This is a genomic window from Shewanella sp. HN-41, from assembly GCF_000217915.1.
Classification (GTDB): Bacteria; Pseudomonadota; Gammaproteobacteria; order Enterobacterales; family Shewanellaceae; genus Shewanella.
The window spans coordinates 126,290-142,656 of record NZ_AFOZ01000043.1; the positions used below are offsets into that span (position 1 = coordinate 126,290).

General features: G+C 46.6%; 16 protein-coding genes. 6 read left to right on the forward strand and 10 right to left on the reverse strand.

The features are described from left to right. Window positions 1-18 precede the first annotated feature (18 nt). Both SOHN41_RS17050 and SOHN41_RS17055 read left to right on the forward strand, forming a co-directional pair. A complete protein-coding gene (locus SOHN41_RS17050) occupies window positions 19-882 on the forward strand; it encodes an isocitrate lyase/PEP mutase family protein (protein ID WP_007651440.1) in 864 nt (287 codons plus the stop codon). Window positions 883-1,198: 316 nt separating this feature from the next. Then, window positions 1,199-5,719, forward strand: a complete 4,521-nt coding sequence (locus SOHN41_RS17055; protein ID WP_007651443.1) for an EAL domain-containing protein — start codon at window positions 1,199-1,201, stop codon at window positions 5,717-5,719. A gap of 65 nt (window positions 5,720-5,784) precedes the next feature. Here the strand turns inward: SOHN41_RS17055 and SOHN41_RS17060 are convergent, their stop codons facing one another. Further along, window positions 5,785-6,876: a branched-chain amino acid aminotransferase gene (locus SOHN41_RS17060; protein ID WP_007651445.1), complete on the reverse strand. Its 1,092-nt coding sequence runs from the start codon at window positions 6,874-6,876 to the stop codon at window positions 5,785-5,787. Between the two features lie 217 nt (window positions 6,877-7,093). On the opposite strand from SOHN41_RS17060, the gene SOHN41_RS17065 reads away from it, so the two are divergent. Both SOHN41_RS17065 and SOHN41_RS17070 read left to right on the forward strand, forming a co-directional pair. Then, window positions 7,094-7,363, forward strand: coding sequence for a Rho-binding antiterminator (locus tag SOHN41_RS17065; RefSeq protein WP_007651447.1), 270 nt, complete (start codon window positions 7,094-7,096; stop codon window positions 7,361-7,363). Between the two features lie 12 nt (window positions 7,364-7,375). After that, the gene (locus SOHN41_RS17070; RefSeq protein WP_007651449.1) at window positions 7,376-7,717 is read left to right on the forward strand and encodes a hypothetical protein; all 342 of its coding nucleotides are present in this window, start codon (window positions 7,376-7,378) and stop codon (window positions 7,715-7,717) included. A gap of 160 nt (window positions 7,718-7,877) precedes the next feature. Here SOHN41_RS17070 and SOHN41_RS17075 read toward each other — a convergent pair whose 3' ends face one another. Together SOHN41_RS17075 and SOHN41_RS17080 are read right to left on the reverse strand one after the other, a co-directional pair. After that, window positions 7,878-8,231, reverse strand: a complete 354-nt coding sequence (locus tag SOHN41_RS17075; protein WP_007651452.1) for a RidA family protein — start codon at window positions 8,229-8,231, stop codon at window positions 7,878-7,880. Window positions 8,232-8,311: 80 nt separating this feature from the next. Continuing rightward, entirely contained in the window at window positions 8,312-9,835 is a 1,524-nt protein-coding gene (locus tag SOHN41_RS17080) for a Na+/H+ antiporter NhaC family protein (RefSeq protein ID WP_007651454.1), read from the reverse strand. A 179-nt stretch (window positions 9,836-10,014) separates the two neighbouring features. Between SOHN41_RS17080 and SOHN41_RS17085 the strand changes: the two genes are divergently transcribed. Continuing rightward, window positions 10,015-10,236 carry a cell division protein ZapB gene (locus tag SOHN41_RS17085; RefSeq protein ID WP_007651456.1) on the forward strand — a complete coding sequence of 74 codons (222 nt, stop codon included), beginning with the start codon at window positions 10,015-10,017 and terminating at the stop codon, window positions 10,234-10,236. Here SOHN41_RS17085 and SOHN41_RS17090 read toward each other — a convergent pair. The 7 genes from SOHN41_RS17090 to SOHN41_RS17120 form a co-directional block, all read right to left on the reverse strand. Next, on the reverse strand, window positions 10,233-10,445 hold the full coding sequence (locus SOHN41_RS17090; RefSeq protein ID WP_007651458.1) for a DUF1107 domain-containing protein: 213 nt from the start codon (window positions 10,443-10,445) through the stop codon (window positions 10,233-10,235). The genes SOHN41_RS17085 and SOHN41_RS17090 overlap by 4 nt on opposite strands. Window positions 10,446-10,914: 469 nt before the next feature. Then, a complete protein-coding gene (locus SOHN41_RS17095; RefSeq protein WP_007651462.1) occupies window positions 10,915-11,523 on the reverse strand; it encodes a thiol:disulfide interchange protein DsbA/DsbL in 609 nt (202 codons plus the stop codon). A 106-nt stretch (window positions 11,524-11,629) separates the two neighbouring features. Then, window positions 11,630-12,670, reverse strand: coding sequence for a serine/threonine protein kinase (locus tag SOHN41_RS17100; RefSeq protein ID WP_007651463.1), 1,041 nt, complete (start codon window positions 12,668-12,670; stop codon window positions 11,630-11,632). Between the two features lie 10 nt (window positions 12,671-12,680). After that, window positions 12,681-12,974, reverse strand: coding sequence for a DUF3630 family protein (locus SOHN41_RS17105; protein ID WP_007651464.1), 294 nt, complete (start codon window positions 12,972-12,974; stop codon window positions 12,681-12,683). A 13-nt stretch (window positions 12,975-12,987) separates the two neighbouring features. Then, on the reverse strand, window positions 12,988-14,442 hold the full coding sequence (locus SOHN41_RS17110) for a protein adenylyltransferase SelO (RefSeq protein ID WP_007651467.1): 1,455 nt from the start codon (window positions 14,440-14,442) through the stop codon (window positions 12,988-12,990). A 10-nt stretch (window positions 14,443-14,452) separates the two neighbouring features. Continuing rightward, complete coding sequence (locus SOHN41_RS17115; RefSeq protein WP_037459511.1) at window positions 14,453-14,758, reverse strand: hypothetical protein; 306 nt, start codon at window positions 14,756-14,758, stop codon at window positions 14,453-14,455. A gap of 124 nt (window positions 14,759-14,882) precedes the next feature. Further along, a complete protein-coding gene (locus tag SOHN41_RS17120; RefSeq protein WP_007651470.1) occupies window positions 14,883-15,719 on the reverse strand; it encodes a hypothetical protein in 837 nt (278 codons plus the stop codon). Between the two features lie 273 nt (window positions 15,720-15,992). Between SOHN41_RS17120 and SOHN41_RS17125 the strand changes: the two genes are divergently transcribed. Further along, complete coding sequence (locus tag SOHN41_RS17125; RefSeq protein WP_007651472.1) at window positions 15,993-16,352, forward strand: DsrE/DsrF/TusD sulfur relay family protein; 360 nt, start codon at window positions 15,993-15,995, stop codon at window positions 16,350-16,352. The last annotated feature ends 15 nt before the right edge of the window (window positions 16,353-16,367 follow it).

Genomic DNA, 16,367 nt, shown 5'->3' on the forward strand with positions numbered 1-16,367 from the left:
ACAAGGAAGAGGATTCAAATGAAAAAAACAACGGCATTACGACAAATGCTCAGTGGTAGCGATATTCACGTCGCCCCCGGTGTTTACGATGGCATGACGGCACGTTTAGCCGAACAAACAGGGTTTAATCTGATTTATGCCAGTGGCGGTGCGATTGCAAGGAGTTGTGGTTTTCCCGATATAGGCATGCTGAGCTTTAGCGAAGTGTTACATCGACTAGAGCAAATGGTCGAAGTGACCCAAGTACCCATCATAGCGGATGCGGATACTGGGTTTGGTAATGCCATCAATGTCAGTCGCACCGTTAAAGCTTTTGAGCGAGCGGGTGTCGCAGCATTGCACTTGGAAGATCAAACCTTTCCCAAGCGTTGTGGCCATCTCAATGATAAATCTTTAGTTAGTACCAAGGAAATGGTGCACAAGATCCGTGTAGCCAAGGATAGCCAAACTGACCCAGATTTCATCTTAATTGCCCGCACAGATGCAATCGCGGTTGAAGGATTTGAAGCCGCGATAGAACGCTCACATGCATATTTAGCAGCAGGGGCCGATGTAATTTTTGTAGAAGCTCCCGAAACCGTTGAGCAAATTGAATTAATTGCTCAACATATTAAGCAGCCTAAACTCATCAATATGTTCCACAGTGGTAAAACACCGTTAGTATCGAAGAGCAGACTGCAAGAGTTAGGATACAAGTTCATTATTATTCCCTCTGACTTACAACGAGCGACTATCCATGCTTGCCAGAACACCTTGGACACCATTTTAGAATACGGTGACAGTAGTAGCATTGCTGAACAAATGGTGTCGTTCTCAGAGCGTGAACAAATCATAAATACACAGGCGTATCTCGATCTGGATCTCGGTTATATGAATGATTGAGATCCATCCGCTATAGCCTTAAATAGTTCAACCAAAGACCTTGCTTCTCCCCCTTCCGGCAAGGTCTTTTTTATTTATATCTCCCACAAAAGAATGACTAATTGTATATTGGCATACTGTAAAAAATGCTAAGCTTCTTAGGCCGTAATAAAAAATAATAAACATACTAATACCCTGTGAATACGCCAATGTTGCGATGATCTGTCTTTGTTTTTACCAAATGGGTGTGTTTTCTCGGTTATACGCTAATCCCCAATAAACCAAGGTGAACAACACCCACACTATGGGATAAAAGGGTTATTTAATAGGGGTAAATTTGAGTCTACAAATCCATCGACTAGTGCTGATCGCTCTTTGCGTCCTGAGTTTATTTAGCTTTCCATTCAAAGGGGTCACCCAACCTTTAAGTGCAGCTAACACTCAACTGAAGTTTGAACATATCCGCAGCGAGAACGGGCTCAATCAAAACACTATCACGAGTCTATTTATGGACAGTGCTGGTATGCTTTGGATTGGCACTCAAGATGGCCTGCATGGCTACAATGGCCATAACTTTAACCTGTTCATCCACTCCCCTAATGATCCTACTAGCATTTCTGAAAGTTATATTTCAGATATCATCCAAGATACTGATGGCTACATCTGGGTGGGCACCTTTAACCAAGGGGTAAATCGACTCGATCTCAAGACTGGCTCCTTTGAGCGTTTTGGGCTGGAGCAAGGACTAACAGATCTTAGGGTGACTAGACTCAATATCGTTGGCAATACCCTCTGGATTGGCACTCAAGGTGGGCTATTTTCCCTATCAACAAAAACGCAGCGGATCAGCCAAGTCGACTTAGGTAACAGTGTCGAGCCCTATATCACCAGTCTCGCCAATGTTGAAAATACCTATTTGCTCACGGGAACAAAGAATAGCGGTACCTTTGCGGTAAGCAGTAATACCATTACCCGTCTCAATGTGCCACAAAACCTGACTGCCCATCAGATTAAAGCTAATTCGACACGGTCCATCACCTTGGCACTCGGTAATCAACTATGGCACTACGATCTCATCAGCCAACAGGGTGAAGTGCTATGGCAAACCGAAAATAACATTGCTTATATTAAAGATTTTATCCAAACACCCCTAGGACGCTTTTGGGCAGTAGGCCCAGAGACAGGCCTCATCCAACTGGATAGAGAGGGAGGACAACTAGCGGCAACCTATCATAAATACGATACGAAACGCTCAGACAGTATCAGTGAAAACAATATATTAAGTTTGTTACAGGATCCCTTCGGTAATCTATGGCTCGGCGCCAGCTACTCAGGGCTCAATAAGATCAACACTCGCCGCCAGTATTTTCAGCATCTATTTGAATATACTACCGAACTACCTCAACAGAGTAATAACATACGCGCCCTATTTCGCAGCCAGGATGGTGCACTCTGGATAGGCACTGACGGTGCAGGCCTTAAGCGGCTACCACTCAATAGCCATCAGTACGAGTATTATTCGTCTCATTTTGCTAAGGCGCTCGGGGTCGAGCTACCTCATTTAAATTTAATACTGCGAGATATTGTCCAGGATAAGCAGGGGAGCATTTGGTTTGCCAGCAACTATGGTTTAGGAAAGTTAACCTCCAATGGTAAGTTCACTCTGCTTAACGTCAGCAACAGTCGGGATCAAAACTCAGAAGCAAACTATATCCGCAGCTTAGAAATGGACAACCAAGACAGACTTTGGATTGCCACTTCCCATGCACTCTATCGCAAAACCATAGATAAAGATGAGTTTATCTCTGTACCGCTCACCGATATTGAGGGCTTTTATCCCGCACAAAATCTGTTATTTACCCTCAGAGCAGACAAAAACATCCTGTGGATAGGTTCACTCAACGGGTTAGTTAAGCTCGATATGCAAACGGAATTGGGTCAAGCTTTTACACATCAACCCGATGACAAAAACAGCATTATCAATAACCGCATACGGGATATTTTGGTCACCGCCAATGGTGATATTTGGTTTGCGACCCATGGCGGGATCAGCAAGCTCTCGGCTAATGCAGCCAATGCGGATTTTAGCCACTACACCCGTAAGCAGGGCCTACCCAGCGATACTATCTACGCCCTGCTCGAAGATGAAAAACATGATATTTGGTTTAGCAGTAATGCTGGGGTTGGCAAGCTGAACCCTATCACTAACAAGATCATTAATTTCAATGAGCAAGAAGGCCTACAGGCATTGGAGTTTAATGGTGGTGTTAAACTTAAGGACCCTGATGGCGACCTCTGGTTTGGTGGCATCCATGGCATAAACCGCTTTAATCCCAGTGTCATTCCCGATGAACGGGGTGAGGCAAGAGTCGCTTTAACCGCTTATAAGATTGCAGGTAAAAACCACACTATCTTAGATCTCAGTCGCCCCCCGCAAATAGAGATGCACTACGATGATCAACTGGTGAGTTTTGAAGTGACGTCATTGGACTTTAGTTATACGGGTAAAAACCGTTTTAGCTATTTCCTAGAAGGCTTTGATACTCAATGGCACGACTTACCCTCGGGCAATGAAATCACCTTTACCAATATAACCCCAGGGAATTACGTCTTACATGTCCGCCATTCACTGCAATATAACAGTGGGGGCACTTATGCTCTACTCGTCGATCTAAAAGTACAGGCTCCTTTCTATCGCACTCAACTTGCCTATGCCCTTTACTATCTTATCGCTGTTGTCTTATTGGTGTGGAGCATTCTCTGGCGCAAGCGAAAACGCCAACGGCAACGGGAGTTTGAAACCAGTATCCGTGCTTCGGAGGAACGTCTCAAACTCGCCCTATGGGCATCTGGGGATGGCATGTGGGACTGGAATATCAAAGAAAACCGAGTCTACCGAACGAACATGGATACCTCTATTCCCCAGTGGAGCAGCCATCATCTGTTACATGAAAGCATCCATCCTGAGGATAGAGAAAAGTTTAAACATGAATTAGCCGAACATCTTCAAGGCCGCACTCCCTTTTTTGAAGTGGAGTATCGCATTGAACGCTCGCCCAGCAATTGGGTTTGGATCTTAGAACGCGGCAAAGTCGTAGAAAGTGACAGTAATCATCAAGCCATACGCATGACGGGCACAAGCCGCAATATCACTTCCCGTAAACTGATTGAGAATGAGCTAATACTCTCCTCTCAAGTGCTCAACAGCATGAACGAGGCAGTGGTCGTGGCCAGTTTAGATTATCGGATCCGCTCGGTGAACCCGGCATTTTGTGCCATTACGGGTTATACAGAGCGACAAATTTGCGATAAATATCTTGTGCATTTAGCCTATAGCAGGCAACAGAGAGGCCTATTTAGCAGCATAGAACAACAACTATTACGCCATAAACATTGGGCCGGAGAGATTTGGATCCGCAATAAGGGGCGCAAGGCACTGTTAGTCTGGCTTGAGATCAACCAAGTCATAGATATCAAAGGTGAAACTAGCCATTTTGTTGCGGTATTTACCGATATTACCGAGCGTAAAAAAGCCGAAGAAGATCTGCGTTTCCTCGCCAGCTTCGATACTTTAACTGGCCTGCCTAACCGTACTCTTTTCCAAGATCGACTCAACCATGCCATTTCCCAGGCCCATAGGTCGAATAATATTGTTGCACTACTGTTTTTAGATCTCGACCGATTCAAACATATCAATGATTCCATGGGCCACCATATAGGCGATCTGTTGCTCAAAGCAGTTGCAAGACGGCTGCAAAATGCCGTGCGAGAAGGTGATACTGTTGCGCGCTTAGGTGGTGATGAATTTACCATTATTTTAGAAGGTGTAGCCAAAACTAAAGCGGCAACACTGATATCAGAGAAAGTACTGCGGGCCTTTCAGATACCCTTTTTATTAGACGATAAATCCCTGACCATCTCAACGTCGATAGGAATTAGTCTCTATCCCAACGACGCGGACAATGCGGACTCATTAATTAAGTTTGCCGACACCGCCATGTATCATGCTAAGTCCTTAGGTAGAAATAATTTTCAGTTTTATACCCATGAACTAAACGAGATGGCGACCCGCCATGTACAGCTCGAAGCTGGGTTAAAACAAGCCATTGCACGCAACGAGTTGAGCCTAGTTTACCAACCTAAATTCTCCCTACGCGATGGTTCGCTCACGGGCTTAGAAGCCTTGCTACGCTGGCACCATTCAGAGCTCGGCCCTATTTCTCCGGTAGAATTCATTCCACTGGCAGAGGAGACGGGCATCATTAATCAAATAGGTCTCTGGGTGATTAACCACGCCTGCCAACAATTAGCTCAATGGAATGAATTGGGCTTTAAAGACTTCAGCATGGCTATTAACCTATCAGCCCGCCAACTCAAAGCGGATATTATTTCGACGATTGAAGTTGCCCTTGCGGTGTCGGGACTGCCCGCAAAATCACTCGAACTCGAGCTGACAGAATCGATGATCATGGGTAACCCGCAGGAATCTGTGACTATCCTAGCTAAGCTCAAAGCCCTAGGATTAACCATTGCCGTAGACGATTTTGGCACAGGTTATTCAAGCCTGAGTTACCTTAAACGTTTCCCCATCGATACCCTAAAAATTGATAGGGAGTTTGTCAGAGACATCACCAATGATCCCGATGATGCGGCCATTACTAGCGCCATTATCGCCTTGGCACACAGTCTCGAACTCAATGTGGTTGCAGAAGGGGTGGAAACCCAAGAGCAGCTCAATTTCTTAGCCCTACAGGGTTGCGATCAGGTTCAAGGCTTCTTACTCAGCAAACCCCTTAGCGCAAAAGATTGCCTCATACTGCTCGGCAGTCAATCTAAGCCACTGTCGCAACCATCCTAAAGGGCAAACAGTGGACATAAAAAAGACTCCCTAGGGAGTCTTCCGGTTGCATTTTTCATGTGTGCTTAAGGTGCGATGCGCTCGACTCGCTTCACCCAGCCTTCGGGGCCGTTGATATGACCCTTCTGGATTTCGGTATAGAGTTTGTAAATGCGCTGAATATGCTCACCCACTTCGCCATTACCCACAGTCACAACGCGACCATCTTCAAAAATATAAGAGCCCACGGCAGATACCACGGCCGCAGTCCCAAAGCCCCCCGCTTCGATAATTTCGCCGGATTCGATATCGGCAATAAACTTATCCAGCATCACGGTTTCTTGGCGAATTTCGCAGCCGAGCAACTCACCTAACTCCATAATGGATTGCGAGGTAATGGATTTTAAGATGGTATCGGTGAACGTTGGGATAATCACGGTGCCGTCTTTCAGAATATGGAAGTGGTTCATCGCGCCCGCTTCTTCAATCTGCTGATTAGTCGAGTCGAGATATAACACTTGGGATGCACCAAACTGCGCAGCTGCTTTACCCGCACGCAATGAGGCAGCATAGTTACCCGCCGCCTTAGATGCCCCAGTACCACCCGATACTGCGCGGTGATAGGTCTTACTGATCAACAAACGTATGCCTTTGTTCACACCAGCGGCATAGTAAGCACCGCTAGGGCTCAATACTACGCAGAAGGTATACCGTGAACTTGGGCTGACTGAAAGTCGATCTTCGGTCGCAAAAATAAAGGGACGAATATATAAACACGCACCTTCTTGCATCGGAAACCAGAGACGATCCACATCGATCAAGGCATTGATCGCATCGATTTGCATCTGCTCATCGATATTCGGAATACAGACAATATCGGCGGAGCGATTCATCCGCTCGGCGTTTTTATTGATGCGGAAAGTATAAATCTCGCCATCTTCATGCATAAAGGCCTTCGCACCTTCGAAGATTGACTGACCATAGTGTAATGCCATTGCTCCCGGAGCCATTTCAAATGGGCCATAGGGCACAATTCGCGGATCACGCCATTCACCATCACGGTAATCCATTAAAAACATATGATCGGTTCTGAGGCTACCAAAGCCCACATTCCCCTCGGGCTTGAATTGCTCAGTACGGCGCTCGGACGCAGGTTTTAAATTGTATTTTATTTCCATCGCATACCACCTTGATTACTGAACAAGCAGACTAGGGAGCGACAGGAATAAAGTCAAGGGGGTATTCCTATCTAAAGGTCTAAGCAAATAAAAAACTCACTAACATGCCTAGCTTTGCCTGCCACACGGCCTTAGATAGAAGATAAAACAATCCGCAATAATGCCAACGACAAGTATTTTTGCCACAATAGGGTCGAACTCCCGATGAGATAAATCTATGTCTGATTATAAGATAATCCCCTGCGAACACTACGATTACCTCGAACTTGCCTGCCTGCGCGGTTATCAGCTCAAGCTTGAGTTGATTGATGGCACGCAGTGCCAAGGCCAAGCCATCACCACGCAGACAAGAGCCGACAAAACCGAGTGGCTTATTATCCAACAGCAAGCTAAACAATCCCTTAGGCTCGACCATATCGTGGCCATCACGCCTATCGATGCGAATGCTGAGTTTGGCAGGGTGTTGATTACCACTAAACAACCTTAGCAAGGAGATGACGTGGCAAGGATGATATTATCGGTTGAAATAGGTCACTGGACTGGTGGGCATAACGGCCAATATCCCCATCTCATTGAGTTTACTATGGCGCATCTAAATAGGCCCTTTCATGTCAGCGAAGGTTGGGGGCATGGTTTAGGTGGCGCGGCTTACTCACTCGCACAATTTGTCGAAACGCCTTATTACCTCAAACTCAAAACCGAGGCTCCTTGGGCGTTTACCATTATCGAACAGGGTTTAGCGCAACAGAATATTGATGCGATAGCCGCGGCACTTTCAATGCAATATGTGGATCATCCACCCCTTGTCCCTACACACTTAATGGAATACTTATTACGTTGAAGCTGAAGGATTTCGTAGAAAGAGAGTGGAATTGTTGAACAAGGCTGGCTATAAAGGCTGTATTACAAGTAAAGATTCACCGAGCAGAGACGCTCGGTGACGGGTTTTAAATAAGAATCTAAACAGGTTTCTAAACTGGGCTAAAAAGCGACTTTAGTGCTTAAACCGCGACCGCCGCAACAATAGAAACTTCGACCAAATATTCCGGCTCGGCAATGGCGGCCTGTACACAGGCCCGGGCGGGAGCATAGCCCTTAGGCACCCAAGCATCCCATACAGCATTCATAGCACCGTAATCATCCATGTCTTTCAGATAGATAGTCGCTGACAATAAATGCTCACGAGAGCTCCCCGCCTGTGTGAGCAAGCTGTCGACCTCCTCTAGCATGGTCGTGGTTTGCTCGGTAATATTTTGATATTTGTCCTTTGCCACTTGGCCACATAAATATACAGTTCCTTGGTGGATCACTATGCTACTCATACGGGTGCCAACATCTAAACGGGTAATGCTCATCTTGATCATCTCTTAAATCAGTACACGTGAATAAAGGGTTCAGTTCAAACCGAATGAATCATTTTAGCGATAAACACACTTTATGTCTGCGACGCAAGTTTTGGCCAAGGGGCGTAAAAACGTGACAGCAGAAATAATAGCCCAAGACTCATCCCCATCACGGCCAACCAGACTAAAGGTAACGCCACACCTAAGTTGACCAATTGAAATCCAATCAGGGCTGAACACGCCGCCATCAGGGCAAAAGGTAATTGAGTCACGACATGGTCATGGGGTAAACAGCCTGAGCTGGTTGCGCTTAGTACACTGGTATCCGAAATGGGTGAGCAATGGTCACCAAATACCGAGCCCGCCATCACTGCTCCTAATACGGGAAGCAACAGACCGACATCCATAGTGTAGGCAATCTCGCCGCCAATCGGGATCATAATCGCAAAGGTCCCCCAACTCGAGCCAGTGGCAAACGCCATGAGAGCACAGAGCAAAAACATTCCCGCCACCAGCAATTGCGCCGACAGATACAATTTGGCCCATGAGGCCAGTAAAGTTGCCACCCCTAAGTCTTGGATCACTGCACCTATCATCCAAGTGCAGAGTAAGATGGCGATCGCAAAGGTGATCATACAAACGCCATGACTAAGATCCCCGACTAGCTCACCCATTCGTCGCCCGGAAAAACTAAGCATGGCTAAGGTAACCAGTGTCGCCAGCAGGCAAGCGTTGCGCATAGATGCACCAATATCGGCCTTAGCTAGCCACTCTGCCAAATCCCACGAAGCCACCTGTTGTGCCCCTGACCATAGAGTTAGCCCCACCGAAGCTCCCAGCAGAGTTAACATAGGCAAAGCCAATAGCCAAGGATTGCCCCTTACCACTGCATCCTCCTCCGTAGAAATCGTTACCGCACGCCCCTTTTTCTGGGGCTGATTATTGCCCACATTCAAGGGGCGAAATCCCAGCCCAAACCAAGCGACCAGTACGGATAATCCTAAGGTGGATATTGCGTAGAAGTTAAGTAAAGCGATCTCAATAAAGGCCTGCAGCGGTGAGATGGGTAGAAAGCTTATACCCGCGAGTAAGGCCATCACATAGGGGCCCCAACTCGAAAAAGGTAACAAAGCACAGAGGGGTGAAGCGTTCGAATCGACCAGATAGGCAAGCTGCTCATTGCGAATGCCATAACGCTGACTCAAGGGCTGGCAAACATGGCCAACGGCCAAGCAGCTAAAAATGCCATCGATAAAGACCAACCAACCGAGAAAAACGATCCCAAGACGCGCCTGACGATCGGTGCGAACTCGGCGATATAACCAATCGCCAAACTGTCCAACAGCCCCGCCCCGAGCCAATAGCTGCGTCATGCTGCCAAGCAATAACATGGCGAGCAGAACATTAAGATGCCACCACTGCCAAGCGCCTTGGCTATAAAACTGTCTAATCCCAATCTCGGCTAAGTAGCCACCGGTTTGCATAATATCGAAATGGGCAATAATCAAGGCGCCTGAGATAATGCCAACTCCGAGGGCAATCAGGGTTCGACGTAACCACAGAGCCAAAATGAGGGTGAGCAGCAGGGGAAGCATGGCGAGCAGGCTAGGCAACATAAGCCATTCCGATAATAAATAAAACCAAGAATACTAACGAGTTAATAACAAATGCAAAAAAACTTGCATTAGAACTCAGTTATCGGACGTTTTTTCGCCAAACGGTAAGAATCACTATTCCTTATGCTCTTGGCACTGCTAGAATCACAGTCCCATCCAGAAACCATAGGACTCTCCAGATGAGCCTTGAATTACTGTCCAAACTGGAAACCAAAATCCAGGCTGCACTCGAAACCATCGAGCTTCTAAAAATGGAGCTTGAAGAAGAGAAGCAAAAAGCTTCAACCTTGAGTGAGCATAATCAACAACTGAACGAGCAAAACCAACAACTGCAACAAGAACTCACGTCTTGGAACGAAAAAGTCACAGGACTTGTTGGCCTGCTCAACAGCGAAATCTAAGCTGTTTTGGTTTGATGGTTCTGCGCTTCAATTAATTCGTTCAGTTCTAAAACAGCCTGCTTCACTTTTGGCAGGCTTTTTCTTGGTAATAAGAAACGTCCTTTCTCAAATTCTAATCGTCCTAAGTCTTTAACCCATATCACGCCAGTCAGGAAAATACGCGCATGCTTAACAATAAGCTTTGGTGCGTAGACAGGGAAAACTCTCATATGACCCCCTACATGTATTCTTGTTGTTTTTAATTACAGTTGTTTGACAGAAGGTTTATCCATTGAGTTTCATTTCTCACACTCTTTTTTTCGATCTTTCATAGCAAAACTCATTAATTGCATGATTTAATTAGTTTATATGTCTATCTATTTCACCCATCTCAAAACGTCATAATATTGACGCTTGCCATTTTTTTGACGCTCCATTATATTAACTGCGTTACTCAGGGTAAAAATGAGCCCTATGGCTCAGGTCCGTACTTTCGTTATCGGGGGTACGGTTTTTTTTTACCCATTTTGGGTTCGGCTTTATTCAACAAGTTCAAGCAATTAACATCCAACTGAGTGGCAGTTCATTTGCAGTTCCCTTTGCCGCAATAAAAAAGGAGCCCACAGGCTCCTTTGATAACATCGTACGATCGGCCTTATCACTCACCCATATGGCAGCAAGATGATAATCAGAAAGGAATCACTTTTTCGCTAAGTAGTAGGCGATATCCAGCAGCTCGTCGTAGGACTTAATCGCTCCTGTTTCAACGCGATACTTACCATTAACCACTAGGGCTGGCACTCCTGTCAGCTTGGCATTTTCCGTATCACGTTTCATTTTTGCCATTTGCGCTTTCACCATAAAAGACTCGGCAGCGGCATCAAAGGCTTTACCATCGACACCATTAGCCACAAAGAGTGCACGGATATCGGCAAGGCTCGTGAAGTGTTGCTTCTTCTCATGGATTGCTGCAAACAACGCCGCATCCATTTTCTCATCGACATTTAACTGATGCGCCACGGCAAAGGCACGTGACATTTCGGCCCCCATTTCTTTACCAATAAAATCGACATGTGCCTGATTGAAAGCAACGCCATCCGGCTTCTCGGCTAAGATTTTTGGTACTACCGTTTTGGAAAAATTGTAGCAATGTGGACAATAGAAAGAGAAAAACTCAGTGATCTCTGGCTTGGCAGTCGCTGGGCCATCGTTAATCACTGTGTAATGTACACCTTCTTGGTATTCCACAGCCGATGCAGCCAGTGGCGCCAATAATAGCGCTGCGGCCATGAGCAATACTTTTTTCATGAAAATTCCTTAAATCAATTGTATAAATGAGCTGGAGCCTAACATATTCTATTTTTCGAGTGTAACTCAAGCCTAAGAGTTCAATCTAATGTCACAAGATGCATCTTTAATAGGGTATTAGGCTCAATGGTGGCTCATCGAGGGCAAATAATTGTTCCTTAAAAGCCAAGATCTGTTGCTCCCAATACTTTTCATCCCCAAACCAAGGGAAGTTCATCGGGAAAGCAGGATCCTGCCAACGTCTGCCAATCCAAGCGTTATAGTGCACCATACGCAGCGCGCGCAGCGGTTCAATCAAGGCCAATTGCCTAGTATCAAACTCACAAAACTCTTCATAGGCCTCGAGTAAAATCTCAAGCTGCATAAGTTGTTGCGCTCGGTCACCCGTGAGCATCATCCACAGATCCTGGATCGCAGGCCCCATACGAGCATCGTCCAAATCCACAAAACCAGGGCCATCGGGCGTCCATAAGATATTGCCAGGGTGCAGATCCCCATGGAGTCGAATAGCAGTAAAACCTTGACGGGCCCAAATGGCATTCGCCTTAGCTAACACTTGTTCTACCACAGTAAAAAATGCCACCCGCAGATTGGTCGGTACAAGCTCTGATTGCTTTAACCACGCGAGCGGCTCAGCGCCCAATATTTGTGGATTAAGTGGTTCACGCTCACTGAACGCTTCCTGCCCCGCGTACTGATGCATACGACCGATGAAACGGCCAACTAATTCCAATTGCTCCAAATTATCGACTTCAAAGGCTCGCCCTCCGAGGGAGGGAAACAAAGTAAATCGAAAACCTTGGTAGTAGTGCAAGGTTTTACCTTCTAGAACAACGGGCACAGCCATGGGAATATCTTCCGCGGCTAAGGCTAGCGCATAGTCGTGCTCTTCTTGAATTTGAGCGTCACTCCAGCGATTTGGGCGATAAAATTTCACCACAAAGCGCAACCCTTCGTCGCTGCGAAATTGATAGACGCGGTTCTCGTAACTGTTGAGTGCCAGTAGCCCAGTCTCAGGATAAATGCCAAGACTCTCTATGGCATCTAAGATCAAATCCGGTGTGAGGGCTTGAAAATGAAACTCTGCCCCCTTATCGCTTTGACCCCCAGATAATGAGTTGTTTTGGTTAACCAGATTTTGACTCATATTGATTCACTTATAGGTAAGGTTTCAGCAAAGTAGCTAGGTATTCCAACACCTCGAAATCGGCCTCTCGTTCGGTCGAGAGCCAGCAAATGTTGCCGTAAAATTCATAATTGAGCCATAACTGACTCCCTTCAAACTCCAATAACCATTGATGCCTGTCGGCACCCCATTGGCGCTCGCGCACATGACAATCTAATGCGGCTACCAGTGGTTCGGCAAAATCGGTGAAGCGATCGAAATCAATTTCGGCATTAATGGCTAGGCTTAATGCGGCTTTATCTAAATGAATGGCTTGTAATTTCATGCTGACTATTCGCTCAACTGCTGCATGACATGATTAAACCTTGGCCCCAGTCCGGTGGACGCTTAGCCAAGTCTTCATGTTCGATTTGTTCGGCAAAGGGTTGGCTCAGGACCGTTTGCAGTCTATGCAACGGTGCCAAATTCCCCTCTTCTACCGCGATAATGGCTTCTTGGGCCAAGTAATTACGCAAAATATACTTGGGGTTTACGCTATTACGCTCGGCTTGCCAAGCGGTAATATCTGCAACAGCACCCAATCGCTGTTGATAAGCCTGATACCAGGCATCAAATTCACTGGTATCGATAAAATCATCCCGTAGTGAACTCCATTGGCTGGTTGGATCTATGTTGCCGAATCGGCGCCATGTTTGGGTGTAGTCGAGCTGATTTTTCTCCATTAACACAGTGAATCGGCCAATAAGCTCCAGATCCTGCTTATCCTGCTCCGTCGCCTGTGTTGCTAAGGTTGGCAGACCTAATTTTGCCCGCATCAAACGCAAATAAGGTTGTACTAAGGCATCTTGGTATTGATTGAGTGCGGCGATCAGATCATCGGATGGGATCACGGGCGTGAGCGCCTGCGCTAAGCGTTGCAGGTTCCATAGGCCAATTCCGGGCTGCTGCCCAAAGGCATAGCGGCCTTCGGGATCCGAGTGGTTACAAATAAAATCCTCTTGAAAGGTATCGAGAAACGCGAAGGGGCCAAAATCGAAACTCTCGCCTAAAATCGACATGTTGTCCGTGTTCATCACGCCATGGGCAAAACCTATTGCCTGCCAATGGGCAATCATTCTTGCAGTATCTTGCACCACCTGTAAAAACCACGCTTTATAGCCTGATGGATCGCAACTCAAGTGCGGATAATGCTGAGTAATAGTGAAGTTGAGTAGTTGGGTCAGCTTATCGGCACGGCCACGTTCGCTGTGGCAAAAAAATTCAAAGTGACCAAAGCGAATATGGCTACGGGCTAAGCGCACCGTGATGGCAGCGGTTTCTTGACTCTCACGCCACACGGGTAGGTCAGAGCCAATCACCGCCAAGGCTCTGGCCGTTGGCACATGTAAATAGTGTAAGGCTTCTGAGACTAGAAACTCCCGCACCGCTGAGCGCATCACGGCACGGCCATCGCCATGACGCGAGTATGGCGTAGGACCTCCGCCCTTTAAAGCCACATCCCATGCGCCATTGGGTCCTATCGCCTCGCCGAGAATAATCGACCGTCCATCCCCTAAACGCGGTGTATAACCACCAAATTGATGGCCGCTATACACTTGGGCGTAGTAAGTTGCACCATCAAGGGCCGCATTGCCAGAGAGCCCCAGCAATAACTCGTCGCTGGGTTGAGTTAAGCCAATTAATTGTGCGGCATCGTCACTCCAGGCAAGCCAATGGGGATGACTGATCCCCTGGGGATAGACTTGGGAATAGAACTCAGGCAGTTGGTTAAAAAAATCCTGTTTGAACTTCATCTCTATCCGCCTATTGGCTCAAGCGTTTACATACCAACACCGACTTATCATCGAGCCCACAGAGGTGCCCACATTGATAAGCACCCGCACCCATATAATCCCCCTGCCTTAAACGCTGCATACCAAGAGCTTTACTCTGGCATTGCTCCAAAGTGTCGTAATAGCCATGAATATCTTCAGCTTGCAGTGGAACCGCAGGGAGGGCGCTCACATCGGGATAGTAGAATAAGGTCCATTCTGGCGTTTTAGTACAAGCGCTCAAAAACAATAACCCCAGCATAAAGAACAGCCTCGGTATGGCAAAACTTAGTTTCATCGTGTTAACCCATAAAAAAAGCGAACCTTAGTTCGCCTTTTGCGCATTCAGTTAGCTTGGATTCTACACTGCCTAAGCGAGGGAAATAACCGCTTTTCGTCTAAGGATTTATCCCTGTAATCAATTATGCCGTGATAGCCTTTGCCTGAGCTTTCTCGATGCGGCTTATGCGTCCCTCAAATCCAGTGACAGTGCCGTCGCTGAGCCCAAGGGTTAAAGCCTCACGGCACAGGGCGATGGCGGCATCGAAGGCTTGGGTATCATTAAGCAGTGTGGCAAGGTGTAAAAAACCCGTGGTTTTCAGCTCGACATCTTGACCTTTTTCGGCGCAAGCATCGCGGAACAGAATAAGATAAGGCTGAGCGAGTTGAGCCCCATAGCTAAGATAGTCGGTGGATTTTCGCTGTTTATAACATTCAGCAATGATGTTTTGCAGCGCAGTGTAACGCTCAAGCACAGATGCAGCCTGTTGGTACTCTTCGAATGCGCGCTGTAGCGTGATATTACCCCAAGTGCCTGGCGTGGTAATATCCATTGGCTGAGAGGGTACTGAAATGACCGACTCTGGCATTACTGACTCTGTTGTGGCTGGAGTCTCAAACTCATCGGGCGTTTCATCTAGGATGAGCACTGTATCTTTATGGTGAGCCGCAGGTATATCGATATCGATAATATCGGATGCCATTGCAGAATTATTTATCTGCTCCTGGGATTCACGGGGCAACAACTCGGCTTCCACGGTTTTTATGCTCACCGCCTCAGTCTTTGCCGTAAAAGATTGACCTACATCCTCATCTGAAACAATTTCTTCAGTTGAATCGACAGGCGTCACATCGACAACTGGTTTTTCCGCCGTCTTTTTAGACATCCTTGCCGCTTGTTCTTCCTTCGCCAAACGCTGGGCGCGACGAAATAAAAACACGCCAACTGCAATCAGTATAAATACGACTAAAATCTTCATTCTTGTTCACCTTTGATGGCCGCTTCTCATCTGAAGCCATGTCAATTGGCTTGCCAAGCCGGAACCAATAAGGTGGCTGGCAACGGGGTCTTTCCAAAAATTGAGCAGAGATTAACCGCTATTAAAGTCCATAGTGTCAGTATAAATCAAGTATTTATGCCTTTTTATACGATCTTACGCTCAAATCGTTATAGTAAACTGCAGTAGACTGACGCTTTACCCCGCTCTTTATCTATGACTTAGAGAATGACCCATTTAAAGTAGGAAAAGCTTATGCAAAAAATACTGATCGTCGCCCACGCGAGTCCCTATGGGACTGAAAAACTATTTAATAGTTTACGTATAGCATTAGCCCTTAAGGATTATGAAGAGCAAGCTGTTGATCTAAAGCTATTTTTAATGTCAGATGCCGTATGGGGAGTGCTCAAGCATCAAACTACTCCCGACTTAAGCTACAACCTACAGCAGATGTTCGAAATCCTCTCGGCGCAGCAAGTTCCGATTCTACTCTGTAAGACCTGTGCTCAAGCGCGAGGTGTTACTGAAGAAATGATTATTGAAGGCGCGCAGATAGGGACATTGCAGGATCTTACCCGCTGGACCTTAGATGCAGATAAGGTCATGCATATTTAAAGCATTATTTTGTGC

Bases quoted from the DNA above. Each gene is read 5' to 3' on its own strand.
- SOHN41_RS17050 (WP_007651440.1), top strand. From the start codon at position 19: ATGAAAAAAACAACGGCATTACGACAAATGCTCAGTGGTAGCGATATT.
- SOHN41_RS17060 (WP_007651445.1), bottom strand. From the start codon at position 6,876: ATGGAAATAAAATACAATTTAAAACCTGCGTCCGAGCGCCGTACTGAG.
- SOHN41_RS17065 (WP_007651447.1), top strand. From the start codon at position 7,094: ATGTCTGATTATAAGATAATCCCCTGCGAACACTACGATTACCTCGAA.
- SOHN41_RS17075 (WP_007651452.1), bottom strand. From the start codon at position 8,231: ATGAGCATTACCCGTTTAGATGTTGGCACCCGTATGAGTAGCATAGTG.
- SOHN41_RS17080 (WP_007651454.1), bottom strand. From the start codon at position 9,835: ATGTTGCCTAGCCTGCTCGCCATGCTTCCCCTGCTGCTCACCCTCATT.
- SOHN41_RS17085 (WP_007651456.1), top strand. From the start codon at position 10,015: ATGAGCCTTGAATTACTGTCCAAACTGGAAACCAAAATCCAGGCTGCA.
- SOHN41_RS17090 (WP_007651458.1), bottom strand. From the start codon at position 10,445: ATGAGAGTTTTCCCTGTCTACGCACCAAAGCTTATTGTTAAGCATGCG.
- SOHN41_RS17095 (WP_007651462.1), bottom strand. From the start codon at position 11,523: ATGAAAAAAGTATTGCTCATGGCCGCAGCGCTATTATTGGCGCCACTG.
- SOHN41_RS17100 (WP_007651463.1), bottom strand. From the start codon at position 12,670: ATGAGTCAAAATCTGGTTAACCAAAACAACTCATTATCTGGGGGTCAA.
- SOHN41_RS17105 (WP_007651464.1), bottom strand. From the start codon at position 12,974: ATGAAATTACAAGCCATTCATTTAGATAAAGCCGCATTAAGCCTAGCC.
- SOHN41_RS17110 (WP_007651467.1), bottom strand. From the start codon at position 14,442: ATGAAGTTCAAACAGGATTTTTTTAACCAACTGCCTGAGTTCTATTCC.
- SOHN41_RS17115 (WP_037459511.1), bottom strand. From the start codon at position 14,758: ATGAAACTAAGTTTTGCCATACCGAGGCTGTTCTTTATGCTGGGGTTA.
- SOHN41_RS17120 (WP_007651470.1), bottom strand. From the start codon at position 15,719: ATGAAGATTTTAGTCGTATTTATACTGATTGCAGTTGGCGTGTTTTTA.
- SOHN41_RS17125 (WP_007651472.1), top strand. From the start codon at position 15,993: ATGCAAAAAATACTGATCGTCGCCCACGCGAGTCCCTATGGGACTGAA.